18 protein-coding genes are annotated in these 21,799 nt (G+C 43.9%); 14 read left to right on the top strand and 4 right to left on the bottom strand.

From position 1 onward, the window contains the following. From ENH88_RS12270 to ENH88_RS12245, 6 genes are all read left to right on the top strand, one after another. The gene (locus tag ENH88_RS12270; protein WP_304182537.1) at nt 1-483 is read left to right on the top strand and encodes a putative 4-hydroxy-4-methyl-2-oxoglutarate aldolase; all 483 of its coding nucleotides are present in this window, start codon (nt 1-3) and stop codon (nt 481-483) included. Nucleotides 484-842: 359 nt separating this feature from the next. After that, nucleotides 843-2,033, top strand: a complete 1,191-nt coding sequence (locus ENH88_RS12265) for an amidase family protein (RefSeq protein WP_304182536.1) — start codon at nt 843-845, stop codon at nt 2,031-2,033. A 14-nt stretch (nt 2,034-2,047) separates the two neighbouring features. Further along, on the top strand, nt 2,048-3,631 hold the full coding sequence (locus ENH88_RS12260) for a gamma-glutamyltransferase family protein (RefSeq protein ID WP_304182535.1): 1,584 nt from the start codon (nt 2,048-2,050) through the stop codon (nt 3,629-3,631). Then, the gene (locus tag ENH88_RS12255; protein WP_304182534.1) at nt 3,619-4,443 is read left to right on the top strand and encodes a sulfite exporter TauE/SafE family protein; all 825 of its coding nucleotides are present in this window, start codon (nt 3,619-3,621) and stop codon (nt 4,441-4,443) included. Before ENH88_RS12260 ends, ENH88_RS12255 begins: the two co-directional genes overlap by 13 nt. A 2-nt stretch (nt 4,444-4,445) precedes the next feature. Then, entirely contained in the window at nt 4,446-5,675 is a 1,230-nt protein-coding gene (locus tag ENH88_RS12250) for a pyridoxal-phosphate-dependent aminotransferase family protein (protein WP_304182533.1), read from the top strand. 15 nt (nt 5,676-5,690) lie between these two features. Further along, on the top strand, nt 5,691-6,977 hold the full coding sequence (locus ENH88_RS12245; protein WP_304182532.1) for an allantoate amidohydrolase: 1,287 nt from the start codon (nt 5,691-5,693) through the stop codon (nt 6,975-6,977). A 129-nt stretch (nt 6,978-7,106) separates the two neighbouring features. Here the strand turns inward: ENH88_RS12245 and ENH88_RS12240 are convergent, their stop codons facing one another. The 3 genes from ENH88_RS12240 to ENH88_RS12230 all read right to left on the bottom strand — a co-directional run bounded on the left by ENH88_RS12240 (nt 7,107) and on the right by ENH88_RS12230 (nt 9,446). Beyond that, nucleotides 7,107-7,841: a DUF5020 domain-containing protein gene (locus ENH88_RS12240; RefSeq protein WP_304182531.1), complete on the bottom strand. Its 735-nt coding sequence runs from the start codon at nt 7,839-7,841 to the stop codon at nt 7,107-7,109. A gap of 29 nt (nt 7,842-7,870) precedes the next feature. Next, nucleotides 7,871-9,247, bottom strand: a complete 1,377-nt coding sequence (locus tag ENH88_RS12235; RefSeq protein ID WP_304182530.1) for a uracil-xanthine permease family protein — start codon at nt 9,245-9,247, stop codon at nt 7,871-7,873. A 76-nt stretch (nt 9,248-9,323) separates the two neighbouring features. Next, entirely contained in the window at nt 9,324-9,446 is a 123-nt protein-coding gene (locus ENH88_RS12230; protein ID WP_304182529.1) for a hypothetical protein, read from the bottom strand. Between the two features lie 417 nt (nt 9,447-9,863). On the opposite strand from ENH88_RS12230, the gene xdhA reads away from it, so the two are divergent. From xdhA to puuE, 8 genes are read left to right on the top strand one after another with little or no spacing between them, the layout of a single operon-like run. After that, nucleotides 9,864-11,366 (top strand): xanthine dehydrogenase small subunit, encoded by a 1,503-nt coding sequence (gene xdhA, locus ENH88_RS12225; protein ID WP_304182528.1) that lies wholly within the window; start codon nt 9,864-9,866, stop codon nt 11,364-11,366. Further along, on the top strand, nt 11,353-13,692 hold the full coding sequence (xdhB, locus tag ENH88_RS12220; protein WP_304182527.1) for a xanthine dehydrogenase molybdopterin binding subunit: 2,340 nt from the start codon (nt 11,353-11,355) through the stop codon (nt 13,690-13,692). The genes xdhA and xdhB overlap by 14 nt, the downstream gene beginning before the upstream one ends. Beyond that, nucleotides 13,685-14,575, top strand: a complete 891-nt coding sequence (gene xdhC, locus ENH88_RS12215) for a xanthine dehydrogenase accessory protein XdhC (protein WP_304182526.1) — start codon at nt 13,685-13,687, stop codon at nt 14,573-14,575. The genes xdhB and xdhC overlap by 8 nt, the downstream gene beginning before the upstream one ends. After that, nucleotides 14,572-15,072: a 2-oxo-4-hydroxy-4-carboxy-5-ureidoimidazoline decarboxylase gene (gene uraD, locus ENH88_RS12210; protein WP_304182525.1), complete on the top strand. Its 501-nt coding sequence runs from the start codon at nt 14,572-14,574 to the stop codon at nt 15,070-15,072. Before xdhC ends, uraD begins: the two co-directional genes overlap by 4 nt. Beyond that, entirely contained in the window at nt 15,069-15,407 is a 339-nt protein-coding gene (gene uraH / locus ENH88_RS12205; protein WP_304182524.1) for a hydroxyisourate hydrolase, read from the top strand. The genes uraD and uraH overlap by 4 nt, the downstream gene beginning before the upstream one ends. A gap of 2 nt (nt 15,408-15,409) precedes the next feature. After that, nucleotides 15,410-16,774, top strand: a complete 1,365-nt coding sequence (guaD, locus tag ENH88_RS12200; protein ID WP_304182523.1) for a guanine deaminase — start codon at nt 15,410-15,412, stop codon at nt 16,772-16,774. A gap of 4 nt (nt 16,775-16,778) precedes the next feature. Then, nucleotides 16,779-17,978, top strand: a complete 1,200-nt coding sequence (locus ENH88_RS12195; protein ID WP_304182522.1) for a urate hydroxylase PuuD — start codon at nt 16,779-16,781, stop codon at nt 17,976-17,978. Nucleotide 17,979: 1 nt separating this feature from the next. Then, entirely contained in the window at nt 17,980-18,915 is a 936-nt protein-coding gene (gene puuE, locus ENH88_RS12190) for an allantoinase PuuE (protein ID WP_304182521.1), read from the top strand. 48 nt (nt 18,916-18,963) lie between these two features. Here the strand turns inward: puuE and ENH88_RS12185 are convergent, their stop codons facing one another. Beyond that, the gene (locus ENH88_RS12185; RefSeq protein WP_304182520.1) at nt 18,964-21,465 is read right to left on the bottom strand and encodes a S8 family serine peptidase; all 2,502 of its coding nucleotides are present in this window, start codon (nt 21,463-21,465) and stop codon (nt 18,964-18,966) included. Nucleotides 21,466-21,799 lie beyond the last annotated feature (334 nt).

Here is a 21,799-nt window from a genome sequence, read left to right as displayed (position 1 = left end):
ATGGATAACTTTACTACCCCTGATCTTTACGACGATCACCGCAACAAGGTACAAGTCGCTGACAGTGGCTTGCGCCACTTTGGTAAAAAAACCACATTCTGTGGTCAGGCTGTGACTGTTACCTGCCCAGAAGACAACTCGTATGCCGCTAATATTCTTCATGAAAATGGCCAAGGAAAAGTTCTGGTGATCGACGGCTTTGCCAGTAAGCGGTTTGCTTTTATAGGTGACATAATGGCAGAGCGCGCTTTAAAAAATGGTTGGGAAGGAGTCATTATCAATGGTTGTTGCCGTGATATAGAAATTCTCGCGACCATGGCGCTACCCGTTATGGCACTTGGCTCTACCCCCCGCAGCACACTAAAGCGAGACTTTGGTGACAAAAACCAAGCTATCACCATGTTAGGTACAACAATCAATCCCGGTGATTGGTTATACGCTGATATAAACGGCTTAATAATTAGTAAACAGCGATTAATTTAAACGCTTTTATTCCAAAAAAAACCCTTATAACAACAACCAAATTGGTGCAAGCTCGCACTAGTTTGGTTTATTTTCATTGCCAACACCACACTCATCCTAGCCACTAATTTTTAAAAACAGGCTTTCAGCCCAGCAAAGCTGACCAAACGGACAGCTTTATTGTTTTTGGCATCGCTCTTGCTTAGCCTTTAGTCAACACGATAAACAAACCGATTAAAAAGCGAACTTAAGCTCTGTTAAATAAAAAATAATAATACTACGCAGTAGGCTAAAAAATAAGAATAGGTCGCCTTTTTAATCACCCCCTAAATCTGGTCGAATAACCATTTGGTCAGATTTATTTCATAACGAGTGGTGACATGAGTACCAAAAAAAACAACAAACAGAGCGGTATTTTTTGCGACCATGGCCCTAAGGCATGGCAAACACATAGCCAAGGGCAACTTAAAAATAAGCGCCTTGTTGTAAAAGATGTTTTTGCAATAAAAGGCGAGCTTAATAGTGCCGGTAATCCAAGTTGGTTTAAAACGGCAAAACCTGCACAACACACAGCAAGCGCCGTTGCAAAACTGATGCATGCAGGCTGTAATTTTATAAGCTTTACGCATACTGATGAACTGGCCTATAGCCTAGAAGGCAATAACACTCACTATGGCGCTGCACAAAATCCAAAGCTTGCAGGCCATTCTTGTGGTGGCTCTAGTATGGGATCGGCCGCTGCTGTGGCTGCGAACTTAGCGGACATAGGCCTTGGTACTGATACTGGCGGTTCGATTAGAATACCGGCGAGTTATTGTGGCTTATTTGGGATTAGACCCAGTCATGATGTAATTGCAAAAGACGCGCTAATACCGCTAGCTCCTGAGTTCGATACAATAGGCTGGCTTACACAAGATGCTGAGCTATTAAGTGAGGTTGGCGATACCCTATTACCACAACAAGCTATTCAGCCTGTAACTACATTAGTTATTTGTGAGCCATTATTTGAGCTTATTGAGCCCGGTTTGCAAGCGCCCCTTGAGCAGTTACTTGCCACAGCAAAACCTCACTTTCGTGATCATAAAGACTTTGTCTTACCAAATAAAACTTTGCTAAGCGAGCTGGCCGACACCTTTAGAATATTACAAGGGCGTGCTATTGCAAAAACCCACCGAGACTGGCTTGAGCAATCAGAGCAAACGCTTCAATTTGCGCCAGCTATTGCTGCGCGTTTTAACATGGCGCTCGCTTTAACGGCAAAAGAAGAACAAGAAGCAAGGCAAATACAAACTCAGTGGCAAACTATAATTGCTAAAAACTTAAATTCAAACGCCTGTTTGTTTTTGCCATCAAGCCCCACAACCGCACCTAAATTAGGCGCCGACACCAGCGCTTTACGTATGCAAATAATGACGTTAACGGCAATTGCAGGCTTGAGCCGATCGGCACAAGTGCATTTGCCATTGGCCAATTTAGAGAATGGTCACCCTTATGGATTTTCATTAATGATGAGCCATGGTAACGATAAAAGTTTACTTGCCTGCGTTAAATATTTAGCCGCACAATTTTAACAGGACCCACTTGCATGAGCACACACAATATTGCATTCACCGCGCCGCATTTTGCCGCTACAGAGGCTGGCACATTAATTTTAAAACAAGGCGGTACAGCAACCGAAGCAATGGTAGCCGCGGCCGCCGCAATTAGCGTTGTTTACCCCCATATGAATTCGATTGGCGGCGACAGCTTTTGGCTAATCGATAACCCCAATCAACGGATCCCCACTGCCATTGATGCGTGTGGCCGCGCAGCGAATGATATTAGCGCTTATGACAATTTATCACAGGTGCCTGAACGCGGTGGACTAAGCGCATTAACCCAAGCGGCTACACTGCGCGGCTGGCAACAAGCACTTGCACTCGATAAACATGCAGCACTTGAACTCAGTGATATCTTAGCGCCAGCAATCGAGCTCGCCCGCAACGGTTTTACAGTCACTGCTAGCTTGCAAGCAGGCTGCGAAAAATTAGCTACAGTAGCAAACGCCAACGATGCCTTTAAAAACTTATTCATCCCCAATGGTAAGCCTTTACAAGCCGGGCAACATTTTAAAAATCCAAAGCTTGCAGATACCTTTGCGCACCTTGCTAAAAATGGCTTAAATGCATTTTACCATGGTGAACTTGCCAACTCTTTTGCTGGTGACTTAAGCAAAGCCGGAAGCCCTATTACGCTACACGATATAAACCAAACTCAAGCAAGCGTGGTAACTGCACTTAACGCTAATCTCTCGGGAATAGAGTGTTATAACTTACCCGCTCCAACGCAAGGTGTTCATTCACTGCAAATAATTGCTGCGGTTAATAAATTAAAACATTTGGCTAAAACACCAGCCGATTGGACTCACTTAATTGTTGAGGCAACAAAACAAAGCTTTGCGCAGCGCCCTGCTCTTTGGGCTGATCCACAGGCACTTGGCGGTGCTTACAAAAATGCCTTAACTGATGCACGCTTAACTGAGCTTGCCAATAATATTGATATGAACAAAGCCCAGCAATGGCCATTTAATGCCGAGCCTGGAGATACTGTATGGATGGCAGCAAGAGACAAAAACGGTCAACTGGTGAGCTTTATACAAAGTGTCTATTGGGAGTTTGGCAGCGGTATATTGATGAGCGAAGGCGGCTTTGTATGGAATAACCGCGGGCTAAGTTTTAATTTAAACAATAATGATAACAACGCCCTCGCTGCGAACAAAAAACCTGCGCATACTTTAAATCCTGCTATGGCCAAATTTCCCGATGGTCGGCGCTTAGCCTACGGCACCATGGGCGGTGAAGGTCAACCGCAAACACAAGCTACCGTGTTTGCAGGTTACGCATGGCGTGGCAAATCTATCAACCAAGCAATCAGTGATGCTCGCTGGTTACTGGGCCGAACCTGGGGTGATACTAGCAGCAATTTAAAAATTGAAGAAAGCTTAGCAGCTAAGATTAAAAATGAATTAAACCAACGCCAACACGATTGGGTGAGTGTTGCCAACAACAATGAAATGATGGGCCATGCAGGCGCTATATTAGATGCTGCTAACAACCTTGAAGCCGCAACAGATCCTCGCTCAGATGGCCGAGCAATAGTAACTACAGCAGGAACACCATGTCAGAAATAATTAATCAATGGCCGATTATTGCGGCCCTAATCGCAACCGGAATATTTGCCGGTATTTTAGCGGGGCTATTTGGTGTTGGCGGCGGCATTGTTATTGTGCCTGTTCTGTATTTTTTATTGCAAGGTTTTGCTGTTAGCCCTGAATCGGCCATGATGGTAGCAACAGCAACATCACTTGCGACCATTGTCCCTACGTCAATTTCATCGATTCGATCACATCATTTAAAGGGCAATATTGATGTTGCGTTAGTTAAATTTTGGGCCCCCTTTATTTTAGTTATGGCAGTCATTGGCAGTTACTTAGCACACTCTATTCGTGGCAATGCATTGGTACTTATGTTTGCATGTATTGCCATTTTGGTGAGCTTAAATATGCTCTTTAGAGCAGGTGCTCCCGCTTTGGTCAATCAATTACCAGGGAAATTTGGCCAAGCGATTATGGCAAGTGTTGTGGGTGGGTTATCAGTCATGATTGGCATAGGCGGCGGCACAATTGGTGTGCCTTTGTTAAATGCATTTAATGTTCGCGCTCACGTTGCAGTTGGCAGTGCTGCGGTATTTGGCTTGCTCATTGCACTTGCGGGTGTAATTACCTTATTAAGTATTGGCACTATGCCAACCGATGCTCCCCTAGGCACCTGGGGTTTAGTTAACCTGCCTGCCTTTTTTCTAATAATTCCGCTGACTATTTTGTTTGCGCCCATTGGCGTAAAAATAGGCAGTAAGCTGGATCAACAACAATTAAAACGCGCCTTTGCCATTGTGCTGATGATCACAGGTATTCGTATGCTTATTCAAACTCTTGGAGCATAAACATGTTCAATAACACGCAAATTCAAACTTTAAACCCACCGCAACGCTTATTAATGGGGCCTGGGCCAATTAATGCCGACCCTCGTGTATTACGAGCCATGTCAGCACAACTTATTGGTCAATATGACCCTGTAATGACCGGGTTTATGAACGAAACCATGGCACGCTACCGAGAAGTATTTAACACCAAAAATCAATGGACCATGCTAATAGATGGTACCTCTCGGGCAGGTATCGAAGCCGTGCTTTGCTCTATTTTGCGCCCTAACGATAAAGTGCTGGTGCCGATTATGGGCCGTTTTGGTCACTTACTTGCTGAGATTGCAGAGCGTGTAGGAGCAAAAGTACACACCATTGCAGTGCCTTGGGGTGAAGTATTTACACCTGAGCAAATCGAAAAAGCGATTGTCGATGTAAAACCACAGGTGCTCGCTATGGTACAAGGTGACACCTCAACAACCATGAACCAGCCACTTGAATACATCGGCGATATTTGTCAAAAACACGATGTACTATTTTACTGTGATGCCACCGCCTCCATCGTCGGTAACAAACTACCTGCAGATGAATGGCAACTCGATGCACTGTCTGTGGGTTTACAAAAATGTTTGGCCGGTCCGTCGGGATCTGCACCTGTAACATTGAGCGATAAGTGTGCCGATTGGATCCAAAAACGTAAAAAAGTCGAAGCGGGCATTCGTACTGCTGATCATAAAGATGGCAGCGAGCCTTTTGTTCGCTCTAATTATTTTGATTTAGGCATGATCATGAATTACTGGGGTGAAGAGCGTTTAAACCACCACACCGAAGCCACCAGCATGCTGTATTGCGCGTCTGAATGTGCACGCATTGTGATTGAAGAAGGTATAGATAACTGTGTTGCACGACATAAATTACACGGCGATGCCATGCTCAGCGGTATTCAAGCTCTAGGTTTAGATGTGTTTGGTGACTTAAACCATAAAATGAATAACGTGTTGGGGGTTTATATACCACCTGGGATCAACGCAGATCACGTTCGTGGACAAATGCTAACCGACTTTGGCATCGAAATTGGTACTTCGTTTGGCCCTTTGCACGGCAAAATCTGGCGTATCGGTACTATGGGTTACAACGCAAGAAAAGACGCCGTACTGCAAACTCTTGCAAGCCTCGATGCCTGCTTGCATGCCAATGGCTATAAAGGCCCCAAAGGCGAAGCAGCTCTGGCAGCTCTAGCTCATTATAAATAAAAATCAAGGACTAGCATGACCCCTGTAAGCCCACAACACAGCCCTTTATTAGCCAAAGAACTGGCGCAAAGCCACGCAAAACGCTCATTAGAGCGCTGTAAAATACTCAGTACACTGTCGCAAATGCAAGGGGGAATTCATCGCGAGTATTTATCAAAACAGCATAAAGAATGTAACCGTGTTACTGCAACATGGATGAGTGATGCGGGCATGCAAACATGGCAAGATGAGGTAGGTAATTTATGGGGCCGTTTAGAGTCAACTGATCCGAATGCCAAACGTTTAATTATTGGCTCCCACCTAGATACGGTGCCCAATGCTGGCGCATACGATGGTATTTTAGGTGTGCTGTTAGCGATTGAAGTTGCCGCACTTGCTCACAAACTTAAACTCGAGTTACCTTTTCACTTAGATGTAGTCGGGTTTTGTGATGAAGAAGGCACGCGCTTTGCCACCACTTTAATTGGCTCAAAAGCATTGGCTAATGAGTTTGACCCGCAATGGCTAAATATTGAAGATACAAGCGGAGTCACAATGCGCCAAGCCATGCTGGATTTTGGCCTAACCCCTGATGACTTCACAAAAGCCGCGTTAAATAAAAACCAGCTACTCGGCTATTGGGAAACCCACATTGAGCAAGGTCCTGTACTTGAATCAGTTAACCAAGCATTAGGCGTGGTAACCGCTATTGCCGGTGCCAAACGCGCCATGATCAGCTTAACGGGGCAAAGTGGTCATGCGGGCACAACCCCGATGAATTTACGCCAAGACTCATTAGCCGGCTGCGCAGAACTGACACTGGCAATTGAGCAACTTGCAAAACATGCTAAAAATGGGGAGGTGGCTACCGTTGGTCAAATACATGCCCGCCCAGGAGCCACAAATGTCATTGCCGGTACAACCACGATAAGTCTAGATGCACGAGCACAAAATGATCAAGACTTAACTAAGTTACTCACCGCGATACAAAGTAGCGCAGAGCAAATAGCAAAGCAGCGTAATTTAACCCTCGATTGGCAATGGACTCACGCGGCCGATGCGGTTGCCTGCGATGAAAAAATTCAACAGTTATTTGCAAGTGCCTGTAAGTTTAATCAACAAGCATCCCCTGCTTTAGCTTCTGGTGCTGGCCACGATGCCATGGCAATCGCCGCTATTTGTCCGGTTGGTATGTTATTCATACGCAGCCCTGGTGGTATAAGCCATCACCCAGCAGAAGCTGTGATCGATGACGATGTAACCAAAGCGCTGAGCGTTTTGTATAGCTCGCTGGTGCTTTATGTAAAAGAGCTAAATAGCTAAGTTATTATAAGCTTTACACCGATAAACAACTCTTACAGGCTCTTAATTTACATGTTGCTCTTAGTTAAAACTAAAAAGGCTACTTAAAAATAGCCTTTATTTAGCATGTAATAGGTTGTTATTTAACGATTAAAAATGCCATTTAATTAACAAGTTTGGGTTGTTTTCTGTTTCACCATCTACACCAAATTTGTTTTTCCAAAATACATATTCAATACCAATATCTAAACGGCCTGTGTCTAGGCCAAGCATCGGGGCAATGTTGTATTTGATTTGCGAAGTAAAGTTAAAACCCCCTTCATTTTTACCAAACATAGTATCGGCACCATCGACAATATCTAAGAAGCCATCGTAGCGAAAATTACCTTCATCAATCCCCCAAACCACGGTTATCTGGTTGTTATCGCCTCTATCTATCCCTATATCATCTTGCAAGCGTCGATAATAAGCCACTTTAAAGTATTTAAATCCAGGTACATCCAAGGACACCCCGCCTCCTAATAAGTAGTTGTTTTGATCAGTTGCACCTGAGCCATATTCCGTTTGCAGCCCTAAAAACACCTCTGTAACAAACCCATCTTCTGGTTTGTAAAGCGTTGGATTAATGTTCAGCTCACCATAAACATCATCAGGGTTACTCAACCTATCCATGAACAAGAATGTGCTTCCCCAAGTATGGCCTGACGCATGCTCAATAGTGACAACCGTTCGGTCATCTTCAGTGCCCGAAAAAGGCTCTAAGTAATCAGCTCCTTGTAATCCAGTAATACTAAAATCCGACCACAACTGCTTAGCCGACACACTTGTTGAGCAAAGAGTAATTACAGTTACTAATGCTAGTTTTTTTATTATTTTGATTTCCATTGGTTTCCCATCTGTTGCTATAAAACCGTTTAGTTAAGGCGGTCGGTACTTGCAGAATAGTTTTCTGGCAACAGCAACGTCATGATGATGGCGGTGATACCGGATACCGTTACAGCACTACCAAATATAGCGGTTACTAACTTAGGCGCGTTGACGAATAACTCCGGAACAAAACTCACGCCTAGGCCTAGCCCTAAGCTAACGGCTATAATAAGTAAACTTCTACGGTTTATTTTTTCACTGGCAAGAATTTTTACTCCAGCGGCGGCAACGGTGCCAAACATCACCAATGTGGCTCCGCCTAATACCGGTTTAGGTATATTTTGCAGTACCGCTCCAATCACGGGAAACAGACCCAAAATAGCTAAAATACAGCCAATCCATAAACCTATGTGCCTACTGGCGACACCGGTTAACTGAATAACCCCATTATTTTGGCTAAAGGTTGTATTAGGAAAAGTATTAAATGCTGCAGCAATCATCGAATTTACGCCGTCGCCTAAAATGCCGCCGCGTATTCGTGCTAAGTAGCTAGGCCCTTTGACGGGTAATTTAGACACCGCACAATTAGCGGTAATATCGCCCGTTGATTCTATTGCCGTAATTAAATACAAAAAGCCAAAGGCTATCAGTGCACCAAAATCAACATTAAAGCCATACTTAAATGGTAGCGGAATGGCTATTACGTCAAACTCGCCGATTTTAAATTCGCTAATACCCAGTAAGATTGCCAGTAACCAGCCTACCAGCATAGCAACCACAACCGCGGTTAGCCTTACCCATTGGTTTTTACTCGCGTTGAGTAGCACAACCAATGCAACCACTGAAAAGCCAACGATTAAGTTGCTAGGCGATGCAAACTTCTCAGGCATATTGGTCAGTAACCATTGCCCGCCACCAATATCGGTCATACCGACTTTAATAAGGTAAATGCCTATCGTGGTGATCACCACACCAGTGACAACCGGTTTGATTACTTTTTCAAGCTTCTCTATAAAAAAGCTAATCAAAATTTCCACTATTGCCGCTAAAAAACACACCGCAAATATGGTTGCCAATACTTCATCATTCGTGCCCCCCGTTGCTTTTACGGTAAACCCCGTTGCTAGGATAGTGCCTAAAAAAGCAAAACTGGTTCCTTGTACACAAATGAGTCCTGCACCGATTGAGCCAACACGCTTGGCCTGAATAACGGTGCCCACGCCCGATACAAATAGCGCCATACTGATCAAATAAGGGATTTCACTGCCTAACCCGAGTATTCCACCTATAATAAGAGTGGGTGTGATAATTCCCACAAAGCTTGCTAATACATGTTGAAGTCCTGCAAAAAATGATTCTGTTTTTCCTGGTATCTCGTCTACCGCGTAAATAATATCGTCAGACGAACTTACTTTATGAGACATATAAACCTCTATGCTTGTCGCAAGTCAGCTGTGTTTTTAGGTGGCTAACTCGCTATTAATTAAGATAGCTCGCTATTTAAGCTGCCCTTGGAGCTTCCACATAAAAGCCCATAGCTAATAAAGTCTTATCGGTTATGGTTTTATCTGCATCAATAATTAAGCTTAGCGCCACGGCTATTCCCGCAATCAATTTTTTCATTGTTTTTCTCCGTATTATATTTTTTATGCTGTTGAAAAAGTTTACTTTTTTAACTATTTTTCATTTACTTAATGACCTTTATGCCAAGGTTTACCCAACCACATGGGTTGGTACATTTTCAGTTTTTGTTTATTTTTACTGAGCATAATCAGCACGATTAGCGTTGCACCGTAAGGCAGCATGGCAATACCTGCCTAATAAGGCGGTATTTGTTATTCATTCTTTTCACCTTTTGTACTTATTAGCTAATTAGTACATCCAAAAACACAAACTGACCAAGTGGTCAACAATGGCATGGTATCTGCAATTAACTTACCAAGATGAAAATGTTTTTTACTAATGTGCGTAATAACAACAGCAGAAAATAAACGCCAAGCCTTTAAAAATCAGGACTTTATAAAAGTTAAGGGGATATGTGTGATCCAGTTTTTATTAAATGACACGCCAATTGCAGTGCAGGAATGCTCGCCAAGTCTCACCATGTTGGACTGGCTTCGCACCAAAAAAGGGAAAATAGGCAGCAAAGAAGGGTGTGCAACAGGCGACTGTGGCGCGTGCACAATTTTAGTCGGTGAAGAACATATAGATGCAAATGGACAACTAAGTTGGCATTACAAAACAATCAATGGTTGTTTACTGCTACTAGGTAATGCCAATGCTAAACATATAGTTACAATAGAAGCGGTCACTACCGGGCTTTATCCTACGCTTAGCGATCTACACCCTGTGCAGCGAGCATTAGTTGAATGCCATGGTTCACAATGTGGATTTTGTACACCGGGCATAATAATGAGCATGCTCGCTGTGTATATTAATCACCAAACATACCCAGGCAAAAAAGCCATTATTCACGCCCTTGGAGGTAATCTGTGCCGCTGCACTGGTTATCGCCCTATCTTGCTTGCTGCCGAAAAAGCATATAGTTATGAGCGCAGCTATGAACCGTATTCTGCAATGGCTGCCAACTTTAAAGCCACGCTATTTGCAGACTTAGATGACATTCCTTTTTTAAAAAATGGCCCACGAAAGTTTTATTTACCACAAACTGCACAGCAACTTGTTGAGTTAAAAACACGCTATCCCCATGCTCACCTTGTCGCCGGTGGCACCGACTTTGCTATCGAGCTGAGTCAAAACATGCTATTGCCCGACATCATCATCTCACTTTGCCAAGTGCAAGAACTTAGTCAACTAACTGATAATAATGGTGAGCTACAAATTGGTGCAGCCTTGCCCTATAGCCAATTTGTTGAGCTGTTTTATCGCTATTATCCAGAGTCTAAGGAATTGTTTGAACGTTTAGGCTCAAGCCAAGTAAGAAATAGCGGCACCTTAGGTGGCAGCTTAGGTAATGCCTCGCCAATTGGCGATCCAGCGCCGCTTTTAATCGCACTTAATGCAACGATGGAGTTACTCAGTAGCGCAGGTTCGCGCACCATTAACGTGGCAGACTACTTTGTTGATTACAAAAAGACCCTCATAAAAAGTGATGAAGTCATCAGCAAAGTGACCATCCCCAAGCGCCCCGAGTCATTAAAACTTGCTTGTCATAAAATTTCCAAACGATTCGAAGATGATATTTCCACAGTCTGCTTAGTGGTTGCAGTCGAGCATGCGCAAAACATCATTACCCAAGCACGATGTGCAATGGGCGGAATGGCTGCAATCCCAAAACGCGCAAAATGTGTGGAGCAGCTCCTGCTATCTCAGCCACTGCACGTGAGTCACTTCATAGATGCCGCAAGGGCTATCAGCGATGACTTTTCACCGATGAGTGATGTCCGTAGTAGCGCTAATTACCGTCTAACGGTGAGTAAAAATTTAATGCAGCGAATTGGCATTGAATTTTGCCAACAAGTAGCACCAATCAACAGCAGTAACAACATTGCCATTACGAGGATCTCTCATGCGTCACTTTGAAATGGATAAACTTAAAGCGCAAGGCGGCAGCGTAGGCCAATCTAAATACCATGAAAGCGCCATTAAACAAGTGTGTGGCAATGCGAATTACGCCGACGACAACCCTGAGCCCTATGGTTGTTTACATGCTTACCCAATACTTGCCCCGATCACCAGTGGTTTTATTAAATCAATCGATACCAGTAAAGCACTGCAAGTTGCAGGGGTTAAACGGATATTATCGGCAGCAGATGTACCAGGAAAATTAGATATTGGCCCAGTATTCCCAGGCGATGTGCTGCTTAGTAGCCATGAAATTCAATATCATGGCCAGCCTGTCATGATAGTGGTGGCCGATAGTTACGAAATTGCTCGACGGGCAGCTCGGTTAGTGGTTGTTGAATGCGAGCAAAGCACACCAATACTCGATATAAAAGAAGCGATTAGCAAACAACATTGGGTTAGGCCACCACACTCACTAAAACGTGGCAATAGTGAGCAAGCGATCAATAATTCGGTTCATCAGCTCAAAGGCGAAATACACATAGGTGGGCAGGAGCATTTTTATTTAGAAGGACAAATTGCCCTTGCTCAGCCCGACAACGATGGCGGTATCCACGTGCAATGCTCAACCCAGCACCCCACAGAAGTTCAACACTTAGTCGCGAAAATTTTAAAAAAGCCATTTAATTTTGTAAATGTAGAAACCCGCCGCATGGGCGGTGCATTTGGTGGTAAAGAAACCCAAGGTGCACCTTGGGCATGCCTAGCTGCACTTGCTGTTTATCACTTAGGTTGTGCAGTGAAGATGCGCTTGGCACGTAGTGACGATTTTAAATTAACCGGTAAGCGTCACCCATTTTATAACCATTACCATGTCGGTTTTGACGAACATGGCTTAATTTCCGGCGCTGATATAACTGTCAATGGGTTTTGCGGTTACTCGCCTGATTTATCAGATGCGATAGTCGATCGCGCAATGTTTCATACCGATAACGCTTACTACTACCCAGCGGCCACCATTACAGGTAACCGCTGTAAACTAAACACCGTAAGCCACACCGCTTTTAGAGGATTTGGCGGCCCGCAAGGGATGATCATGGCTGAGCTGATTATGGATGATATAGCAGCCAAGTTAGGTAAAGATCCACTCGATATTAGAAAACTAAATTTATACGCAAAAGGCCGTGACACCACTCCTTATCATCAGAAAGTAGAGCAACATATTTTACAAGATATGCTCGCAGAGCTTGAGCAAACAGGCGATTACTGGGCACGTAAAGCGGCAATAAAAACATTTAATGCCTCATCGCCCATTATTAAAAAAGGGTTGGCGATGACCCCAGTTAAATACGGTATTTCGTTTACCGTGCAGCACTTAAACCAAGCAGGGGCACTCGTTCATGTTTACAGCGATGGATCAATTCATTTAAATCATGGTGGCACCGAAATGGGCCAAGGCTTAAACACAAAAATAGCCCAAATAGTGGCCCATGGATTTGGCGTTGATTTTGATGCGGTTAGCATCAGCGCCACCAGAACAGACAAGGTACCCAACACCTCCCCCACTGCGGCATCGAGCGGCACCGACTTAAATGGCATGGCCGCACTGAATGCCGTAAATACCATTAAAGAACGGCTAATTGGTTTTGTCAGCTCTCACTTTGATACGCCTAGTGAGAGCATTGTATTTCAAAATAATTTAATTACTTTTAGCCAAGGTGAAATCAGCTTCACTGAGCTTGCTAACCTCGCTTATATGAACCGTATATCATTATCGTCAACCGGTTATTACGCCACCCCAAAAATTCATTACGATAGAGCTAAAGGCGAAGGCCGACCATTTTTTTACTACGCCCACGGAGTTGCGCTGAGTGAAGTAGAAATAGACACGCTTACCGGTGAGAATACCGTTACCCGCGTTGATATTTTGCATGATGTCGGCAGCTCAATTAATCCTGCCCTCGATGTGGGTCAAATTGAAGGGGCTTTTGTTCAAGGGATGGGTTGGCTGACAAGCGAAGATCTACAATGGAATGACAAAGGACAGTTAGCAAGCTTTGGACCTGCCAACTACAAAATCCCTGCAATTGGCGATACTCCAGCTGAATTTAACGTAAAGCTTTATAACTCAGCCAACCCAGAGACCACCGTTTTTAGATCAAAAGCAGTGGGCGAACCCCCTTTTATGTTGAGTTTTAGTGTATGGAGTGCAATACGAAACGCGATTAGCAGTATTGCAGATCACAAATACGCCCCAGTCCTTGATACACCAGCCACACCGGAGCGTGTACTTAACGCGGTAGAGCAAACCCAGCGCTGGGTTAAGGAGCATCAATATGGCTAATTTGAATGACTCCTTTCAAGGTTTTCATACCCAAAGTTGGGCTCAAGCAATTAACGAGCATGAACAAAGCGGCACTAATTATGTCATTGCTACCGTACTTGGCACCAATGGCTCGACTCCGCGTGGCATCGGCTCAAAAATGGTGATTAGTGGCGAGCATATTTACGACACCTTAGGCGGTGGGCATTTAGAATATGTGGTTATTGCAAAGGCTCGAGAACTACTGGCAAAAAATGAAGCTACACACGTTATTGAGCAATTTAACTTAGCTGCAAATTTAGGCCAATGTTGCGGCGGCGCAGCAACCGTAATGCTCGAATGCATGCTATGCGAGCGCTTTACCCTTGATATCTTCGGCGCAGGTCATGTCGCACACGCCTTAATAAATATCCTAGCCCACTTACCGATGCGGATCCGCTGGATAGACAGCCGTGCAGAGCTCTTCCCTGCGTTTATTGCAAATAATGTCGTCAAAGTTATTGATGAAGACCCCGTCTCACAAGTTAAACGTGCGCCAGCCGCTAATAATTACTTAATTCTTACCCATAACCATCAGCTCGACTTTGCGCTCACTCAAGCCATTTTGCAGCGCGGCGATGCTAACTGGTTAGGGGTTATTGGTTCAAATACTAAGGCACAACGCTTTAAACAACGTTTATCACACCGTGATTTTACAGCGGCACAAATCAGCCTAATGACCTGCCCGGTAGGGCTTGAAAATATCACTGGCAAGCTGCCGATGGAAGTGGCTATTTCGATCAGTGGGCAACTTATTGGTTTGTATCAAGCCATGCATAAACAAGCACCTAAGCGCCAAGGACTACAATGGCGCACATTGAAGAATGCGCTTATTAGCACATCGCAAGAGGATATCGACGCGTGAAGAGCATAAAACTAAATACCTTAACCAAGACGCAAGCTCAGCAAGCGTTAATGCACTGCTGCGCCGCCCCAAATTGGGTCGCAGGGATGCTAAAAGCGCTGCCATTTGAGAATAAACAGCAAGTGTTTGAATGTGCACAAAATGTGTGGGAAGGCCTAACTGAGCCTGACTATTTAGCTGCATTTGAAGGCCACCCACAAATAGGCGATTTATCAACGTTAAGTAAGAAGTATGCTGCTACAGCACAAAAAGCAGGCCATGAACAAGCAGGAATGAACAAAGCAAATGAACAAACCTTACAAACAATGATTGCCCTAAATAAACAATACTTAACTAAATTTGGCTTTATTTTTATTGTTTGTGCTAGCGGCAAAACTGCCGAGCAAATGCTGACGCTGCTAGAGCAACGGATAAACAACACTCGCATCACTGAACTAAACATAGCGGCTAACGAGCAAGCCAAAATAACAAAAATAAGATTGGAGGCACTACTGTGAATAAAAGTCCGATTACGACCCATATTTTAGATACCAGTACAGGTAAACCCGCTGCAAATGTTGGCGTTAAGCTATTTAAACTTTTGAATAACGAATGGGTTTTATTAACGCAAGGGCAAACCGATACTGATGGCCGCATTACTGATTGGCTTAAACAAGAAGTCGAATTTGGTACTTATCAACTCGTTTTTGATTTAGATAGTTATTATAAAAACCATAGTGCACCGGCTTTTTACCCGCAAGTGCAAATTAGTTTTAGATTACAAGATTCTAAACACCATCATATTCCCTTATTACTTAGCCCATTTGGCTACTCAACGTATAGAGGCAGCTAATTATGAATAGCAAAAACAACAATAATTTAACCGTGATCTGCGCCGACATTTTAGACTTTATTGACGACCCTGCCATAGCGGGTGAAAATGCGCATCGGTTCTTTGCCAAAGGGGCATTAGTAATACAACAAGGCAAAGTAAGCAAACTTGGCTTTGAGCAAGACATACTGCCAACCCTCGATAACACAGCCACCATTATTCGCCACGATGGTAAACTTGTTATGCCAGGTATGATAGACACCCATATTCACTTACCACAAACAGAAATGATGGGAGCCTATGGTGAACAACTGCTAACTTGGCTTACCGAATATGCCTTTGCGACCGAAAAAAAGTTTGCTAATGAAGCCTATGCGACACAGGTTTCAAAGCTATTTTTAGATCAATTATTACGCAACGGCACCACCACCGCCCTTGTGTTTGGAACAGTGCATCCACAATCGGTTAATGCCTTTTTTAGTGAATCACAACAGCGCAATTTACGCATGATCGCTGGTAAAGTCATGATGGACAGAAACTGTCCTGATGATTTATCTGACTGCGCACAAAGCAGTTACGATCAATCAAAAGCATTAATTGAGCAGTGGCATAATAAAGGTAGATTGAGCTACGCAGTCACACCTCGCTTTGCACCAACCTCAACCCCAGAGCAATTGCAAAAGTGTACTCAACTACTTAAAGAATACCCAGACACATACTTACATACCCACTTATCTGAAAACAAAGATGAGTGTCACTGGGTGAAAAGCTTATTCCCAGCAGCAACCGACTACTTAAATGTTTATGAACAGGCCGAGTTGGTTCGTAAGCGCTCAGTATTTGCTCACAGCATTCATTTATCTGAGCGTGAGCTTTGTTGCTTAGCGGATAATAACGCCGCTATTTCTCACTGCCCTACGTCAAACCTATTTTTAGGTTCAGGGCTTTTTAACCTAAAGACCTGTGAAGATCACGGTATCAATGTCGGCATGGGCACCGATGTCGGTGCGGGTACTAGTTTTTCAATGCTACAGACTGGCAACGAAGCCTATAAAATTCAGCAGCTGCAAGGTCAAAAATTCTCAGCATTTAAAGGGTTTTATTTAGCAACACTGGGGGGAGCTCGCGCGCTGGATTTAGAAGGCACCATCGGCAATTTTGCCATTGGCTGCGAAGCCGATTTTATCGTGATGGATTTTGCCGCAACCTCATTCTTAAAGTTTAGAATTAGCCATGCCAAAACCCTCCACGAAAAGTTATTTGCGATGATGATGCTAGGCGACGACCGCTGTATTGAGCAAACCTACATTATGGGTAAAAGTGCTTATAAACGAGACGCGAATGAGCCGTTTTTATCTAGCCAAGCCCCCAGATCAGCAGAGGCTTAAATCGATGGAAAATTACATTTTTGAGCTGGCCCATTTGGTGCTGCGCTTTTTTCATGTCATAGCGGGCATCGCATGGATTGGTGCCTCATTTTATTTTGCTTGGCTTGATAACAATTTACAAACCCCACCACAATGGAAATTAGATAAAGGTATAAAAGGCGATTTATGGGCAGTCCACGGTGGTGGGTTTTACGAGGTTGCCAAATATCAACATGGCCCAGAGCAAATGCCACACACCCTGCATTGGTTTAAATGGGAAGCATATACGACATGGATCACTGGCATCTTACTGTTTAGCTTGCTTTATTATGTGGGTGCCGATGTTTACCTGATTGATAACAGCAAAACTGCACTCGGTAAATTTGCAGCGATTGGCGCATCAGTTGCTTTTATTGGCTTAGGCTATGGCGTATACCGTTTATTATGCAAAGGCCAGCTAGTCAAAAATAGCATTGCTTTTGTTGTGGTAGTTATTGCGCTACTTGCAGTGTGGACCTTTGCAGTCGATCAACTATTTAGCGACCGTGCTGTGTATATTCATGTTGGAGCACTGATTGGTACCTGCATGGTGGGTAATGTTTATCACATTATCATGCCCGGCCAACGTTACATGGTTCGTGAAGTAGAAGCTGGGCGGATCCCTGACTCAGCGCCAGGCTTAAAAGCAAAGCTCTGCTCTATTCATAATAACTACGCCACATTGCCTGTGGTATTTATCATGTTAAGTAATCACTTTCCTTATACTTATAGCCATGATTTTGGCTGGCTAATTTTGATAGCGCTGTTTGTAATTGGCATGTGGATACGCCACTTTTTTAATTTAAAGCATCAAGGTATCAACAAACCGTCGGTATTAATAACTGGTATCGCGGCATTTTTTGCGCTTATGTTAGCGATTGCACCTTGGCCTACGAGTTCTGGCAGCGCGACTGAAACCGCCAAGATCAGTGATTCGCAAGCGTGGGATATTATTAATAAACATTGTACTGGCTGTCACAGTGAATCACCTACCTCGGCACTGTTTCAAACAGCGCCACTTGGCTTTAAACTCGACTCAATTGAGCAAGCTAAACAGGCGCATGCTTTGATCCATACCCGCGCAGTTATCAGCAAAGATATGCCGCTTGCTAACATGACCAAAATGAGCGATGCAGAGCGAGAAACGTTAGCTAATTGGCTAGCTAAATTAAAACCGGAGCAATAACATGAGCCAATATAGTAACAGCAATTATCCCCGTGATTTAATTGGCTATGGGCCAAACGTACCCCATGCTAATTGGCCTAATAAAGCCCGTATTGCCGTACAGGTTGTGCTAAATTATGAAGAAGGGGGCGAGAATTGCGTGCTGCACGGCGATCCTGGCGCCGAAACATTTTTATCTGAAATAGTCAGCGCCCCTCATGTTGAAGACCGCCACATTAGTATGGAGTCTATTTACGAGTATGGCTCACGAGCAGGTGTATGGCGATTGCTGAGATTATTCAAAAAATACGATATACCGGTCACTATTTTCGCGGTTGCCATGGCGCTTGAACGCCACCCCGAAATAGCCAAAGCCTTTGTAGCCGCTGGCTTTGAGATAGCCTGCCATGGTCTGCGCTGGATCAACTACCAACATATTGATAAACAGCTTGAGCGCGAGCATATGCAACAAGCCATTGCAATAATTCAAAAGCTCACGGGTAACAAACCACAAGGTTGGTACACAGGAAGAACGAGCCCAAATACTGCCGCCTTGGTGGTTGAAAACGGTGAGTTTTTATATGATGCCGACGACTACAGCGACGACCTGCCCTTTTACAGTATTAAAGAAGGTAAGCCACAACTTATCGTGCCTTACACGCTCGATGTAAACGACATGCGCTTTGCAGCTGTGCAAGGGTTTAATGCGGGGGATCAGTTTTTTAATTATTTAAAAGATGCATTCGACACGCTTTATGAAGAAGGCGATCCAAAAGCTGAAAACGCACCAAAAATGATGTCGATAGGATTGCATTGTCGTTTAATCGGCCGACCAGGAAGAATAAAAGCACTCGCGCGGTTTTTTGAATACGCTCGTTCATTTGAGCATGTATGGTTTGCAAAGCGTATCGACATTGCCGAGCATTGGCTTAAAACGCACCCTTATAAGCAAACTTAATCTATAAAAAAAGCCCAGCAAGGGAGCTGGGCTTCACAAGCTTAAAAATTAATTAAATGACACTGTAACGATATTCGAACATACATTTTCCGTTACACACACTTGGTAATCGTATGCTGGTAACGTTGCATTGCGCATAAAGTCGCGATAGCGGCCAGTATCTGCGGTTGTACCAACCAGCTCGCCATTTCTATACACACTAAGTGTTTGCTCGCCAAGCTGCGGCCAACTTAACTCTACGCGCATAGTATTAAGGCGTGTTTTGTTGGCACGTACTAAGCTCAGTTCAATCTCAACGTCACTCACAACCACTGTTTGCATTACTGTATCGGTATTGCCTTCGCTATCAGTAACCGTCAGAGCTACTTCATAATTGCCGGCTTGTGCATAGGTATGAGCGGGGCTTGTATCGGTTGACGTTGCACCATCACCAAAGTCCCAGCTCCACTGCGTGATATCATCATTTGCATCACGGCTCGTGTCTGTAAAGCTCACTGCAAGACCTTGTGCATCAAACTCAAAACCGGCCTCTGGTGGCTGCGGGCTGACTTCACCAATGGCACTAAAAGTTAATGACCAATTATTTAAAGTACCCGTGTCTGCTGCATAGGTATCTTCAACATATAATGTCCAATCACCCGTTGCCACTTCACCATTAAAATCAGCCAGCGCATAACTTTGTACTAAATCATCAGCACTACCGCCCGATTGGCTATGCAGAGTTGACGTTGTGCCTGTTGGTGAGGTTAACGTAACAATCAGATCGCCAATATAGCTATGTGAAATATTAATGTCTGCTTGGGTCGCAAAAACAGTCAGCGGATCATTGACTGTGATCACTGAACTGATACCTGCTGTATCGTTATCTGGAATATCAACTGGGGTTTCATTGCTGTAAGTGAAATCATTTAAGCCCACCGGATCAACCAATAAACGTACTGATTTTTGCTTAGCAAGCTCACCGGAGCTGCCATTTACAGTAAAGTTATAGCTTCCCCATTGGGTTGACTCTAACGTAGGCACCGTTAAGATCACGGTATCGCCCGGCATCGCAGTGGTTGCTGATAAACTCGCCTGCGCCAAATCACTCACTAATTCGAGATCGACCACGCCATCCCACTCGGCTATCGAGCCAATTTCAAAGGTATAGGTTGCGGTCTCGCCAGCCGTAATTTGTTGTGAGGTCGGTGTTACTGATAACTTAAAGCTTGGCGTTGGATCCGCTTCTTCAAGTGCTCTATTAGCATTGAGGCGTTTACCTGATACTGTTTTACCTTGTAACTGGGCGTTGTCATCACCACTGCTCATCAGCAGCTGTTTAAGCTCACTTGTTGATAGCTCAGGATTAAGTGACAGTACCAGTGCAGCAACACCAGCAACATGTGGCGTAGCCATTGATGTACCAGAGTAAGTTGCATAACTATTACCCGGTACGGTTGAATAAATAGCGCTGCCTGGTGCGCCAAGATCAACACTGGTTAAACCCCACTGCGAAAAATCAGACATATTATCGTTACGATCAGTGCTGGCTACTGACAACACGCTTTCATGCTCGTAATTTGATGGATAATGTGGATTTTGGTCGTTATCAACGGCGTCATTACCTGCCGCTGCAACAAATAAAATGTCCGCTTGTTCACTGGCTGTGATCGCATCAGCAAGTGCTTGGCTAAAACCACCACCGCCCCAGCTATTATTCAATACGCGCACATTAACACCTGCATTTTTCAGGCTCACCATATAATCAATACACTTAATTGCATCGGATGTAGAGCCAGAGCCTGACGCATCTAAGAATTTACAGCCGACAATCGCCGCTTCATGGTTAACACCCACGATCCCGTTATTATTATTGCCTGTGGCGCCAATAGTCCCTGATACATGGGTACCATGACCTTGATCATCCATTGGATCGCCGACATTAGTGATGGCATTAATACCATGCACATCATCTATATAACCATTGCCGTCATTATCGATGCCGTCACCAGCAATTTCATCCGGATTTACCCACATATTAGCCAATAAGTCACTATGGCTGTGATCAACACCGGTATCAATAACACCAATGACAACATCTTTACCACCTGTGGTGATTGACCAAGCTTCTAGTGCATCAATATCCGCATCTGCGGTGCCACTAGATTGGCCTTCATTATGTAATCCCCACAGCTTTGAAAAATCAGGATCGTTAGGCGTACTGGCAATACTGACGCGATAATCAGGCTCAACGTACTCTATCGCAGCGTGGGTTTGCAGTAATTTAATCGCTTGCTTAGTGCTCATTCCTGTCACTTCAAATTTAGCTAAGCGACCCGATAAAATAGACGCATAGTTGTCGTCAATCCCATCTTTATTTAAATCACTCACTTTCGCTTTTACTAAACTACGTGCTTGGCTACGCATGGCCTGCGAAGTGCCTTTTTTATACATTACGAGTAACGAATTTTCAGCAGCGCGCACAGTTGGCTCTGCGGTAATGGTTGTCACTTGCGCTGCAGCTAAACATGGCAAAAGTGCCAAACTTAAAATAGATAATTTAGTTTTCATATTCTGTATCCATAGTTAGAAATATCAACCTGTCGCATAAATGCAACTAAGATTTGCTAACTTCACTACTTTTGAAATATCACATGGCAAGCTTTATAAATGAACAGAAAAATCACAACACACAAGAAAAATTCGTGTGATTAATAAAAAATCAGTCATTAACACTATTTTTACAGCCTTAGTTGTTAACAACACATTCATTTTTATGAGTTAAAGCAGCGAATGCAGCGTCTGCTGGATCCCATCATTTATTACCAATTTTTATCTAAAACCGCTAAAAAAACTCAATAAAAACCATAACCAACTGAAAAACAAGCCAATTAAAAACCCTAAA

It is taken from the genome of Pseudoalteromonas prydzensis (genome assembly GCF_011050055.1).
GTDB lineage: Bacteria > Pseudomonadota > Gammaproteobacteria > Enterobacterales > Alteromonadaceae > Pseudoalteromonas > Pseudoalteromonas prydzensis_A.
Note: the sequence above shows the minus strand (reverse complement) of the source record. Positions and strands in the feature narration are given on the sequence as shown.

What these genes read in the sequence shown, in the direction of transcription:
- ENH88_RS12270 (WP_304182537.1), top strand. Translation starts at nt 1, where the DNA reads ATGGATAACTTTACTACCCCTGATCTTTACGACGATCACCGCAACAAG.
- ENH88_RS12265 (WP_304182536.1), top strand. Translation starts at nt 843, where the DNA reads ATGAGTACCAAAAAAAACAACAAACAGAGCGGTATTTTTTGCGACCAT.
- ENH88_RS12260 (WP_304182535.1), top strand. Translation starts at nt 2,048, where the DNA reads ATGAGCACACACAATATTGCATTCACCGCGCCGCATTTTGCCGCTACA.
- ENH88_RS12255 (WP_304182534.1), top strand. Translation starts at nt 3,619, where the DNA reads ATGTCAGAAATAATTAATCAATGGCCGATTATTGCGGCCCTAATCGCA.
- ENH88_RS12250 (WP_304182533.1), top strand. Translation starts at nt 4,446, where the DNA reads ATGTTCAATAACACGCAAATTCAAACTTTAAACCCACCGCAACGCTTA.
- ENH88_RS12245 (WP_304182532.1), top strand. Translation starts at nt 5,691, where the DNA reads ATGACCCCTGTAAGCCCACAACACAGCCCTTTATTAGCCAAAGAACTG.
- ENH88_RS12240 (WP_304182531.1), bottom strand. Translation starts at nt 7,841, where the DNA reads ATGGAAATCAAAATAATAAAAAAACTAGCATTAGTAACTGTAATTACT.
- ENH88_RS12235 (WP_304182530.1), bottom strand. Translation starts at nt 9,247, where the DNA reads ATGTCTCATAAAGTAAGTTCGTCTGACGATATTATTTACGCGGTAGAC.
- ENH88_RS12230 (WP_304182529.1), bottom strand. Translation starts at nt 9,446, where the DNA reads ATGAAAAAATTGATTGCGGGAATAGCCGTGGCGCTAAGCTTAATTATT.
- xdhB (WP_304182527.1), top strand. Translation starts at nt 11,353, where the DNA reads ATGCGTCACTTTGAAATGGATAAACTTAAAGCGCAAGGCGGCAGCGTA.
- xdhC (WP_304182526.1), top strand. Translation starts at nt 13,685, where the DNA reads ATGGCTAATTTGAATGACTCCTTTCAAGGTTTTCATACCCAAAGTTGG.
- guaD (WP_304182523.1), top strand. Translation starts at nt 15,410, where the DNA reads ATGAATAGCAAAAACAACAATAATTTAACCGTGATCTGCGCCGACATT.
- ENH88_RS12195 (WP_304182522.1), top strand. Translation starts at nt 16,779, where the DNA reads ATGGAAAATTACATTTTTGAGCTGGCCCATTTGGTGCTGCGCTTTTTT.
- puuE (WP_304182521.1), top strand. Translation starts at nt 17,980, where the DNA reads ATGAGCCAATATAGTAACAGCAATTATCCCCGTGATTTAATTGGCTAT.
- ENH88_RS12185 (WP_304182520.1), bottom strand. Translation starts at nt 21,465, where the DNA reads ATGAAAACTAAATTATCTATTTTAAGTTTGGCACTTTTGCCATGTTTA.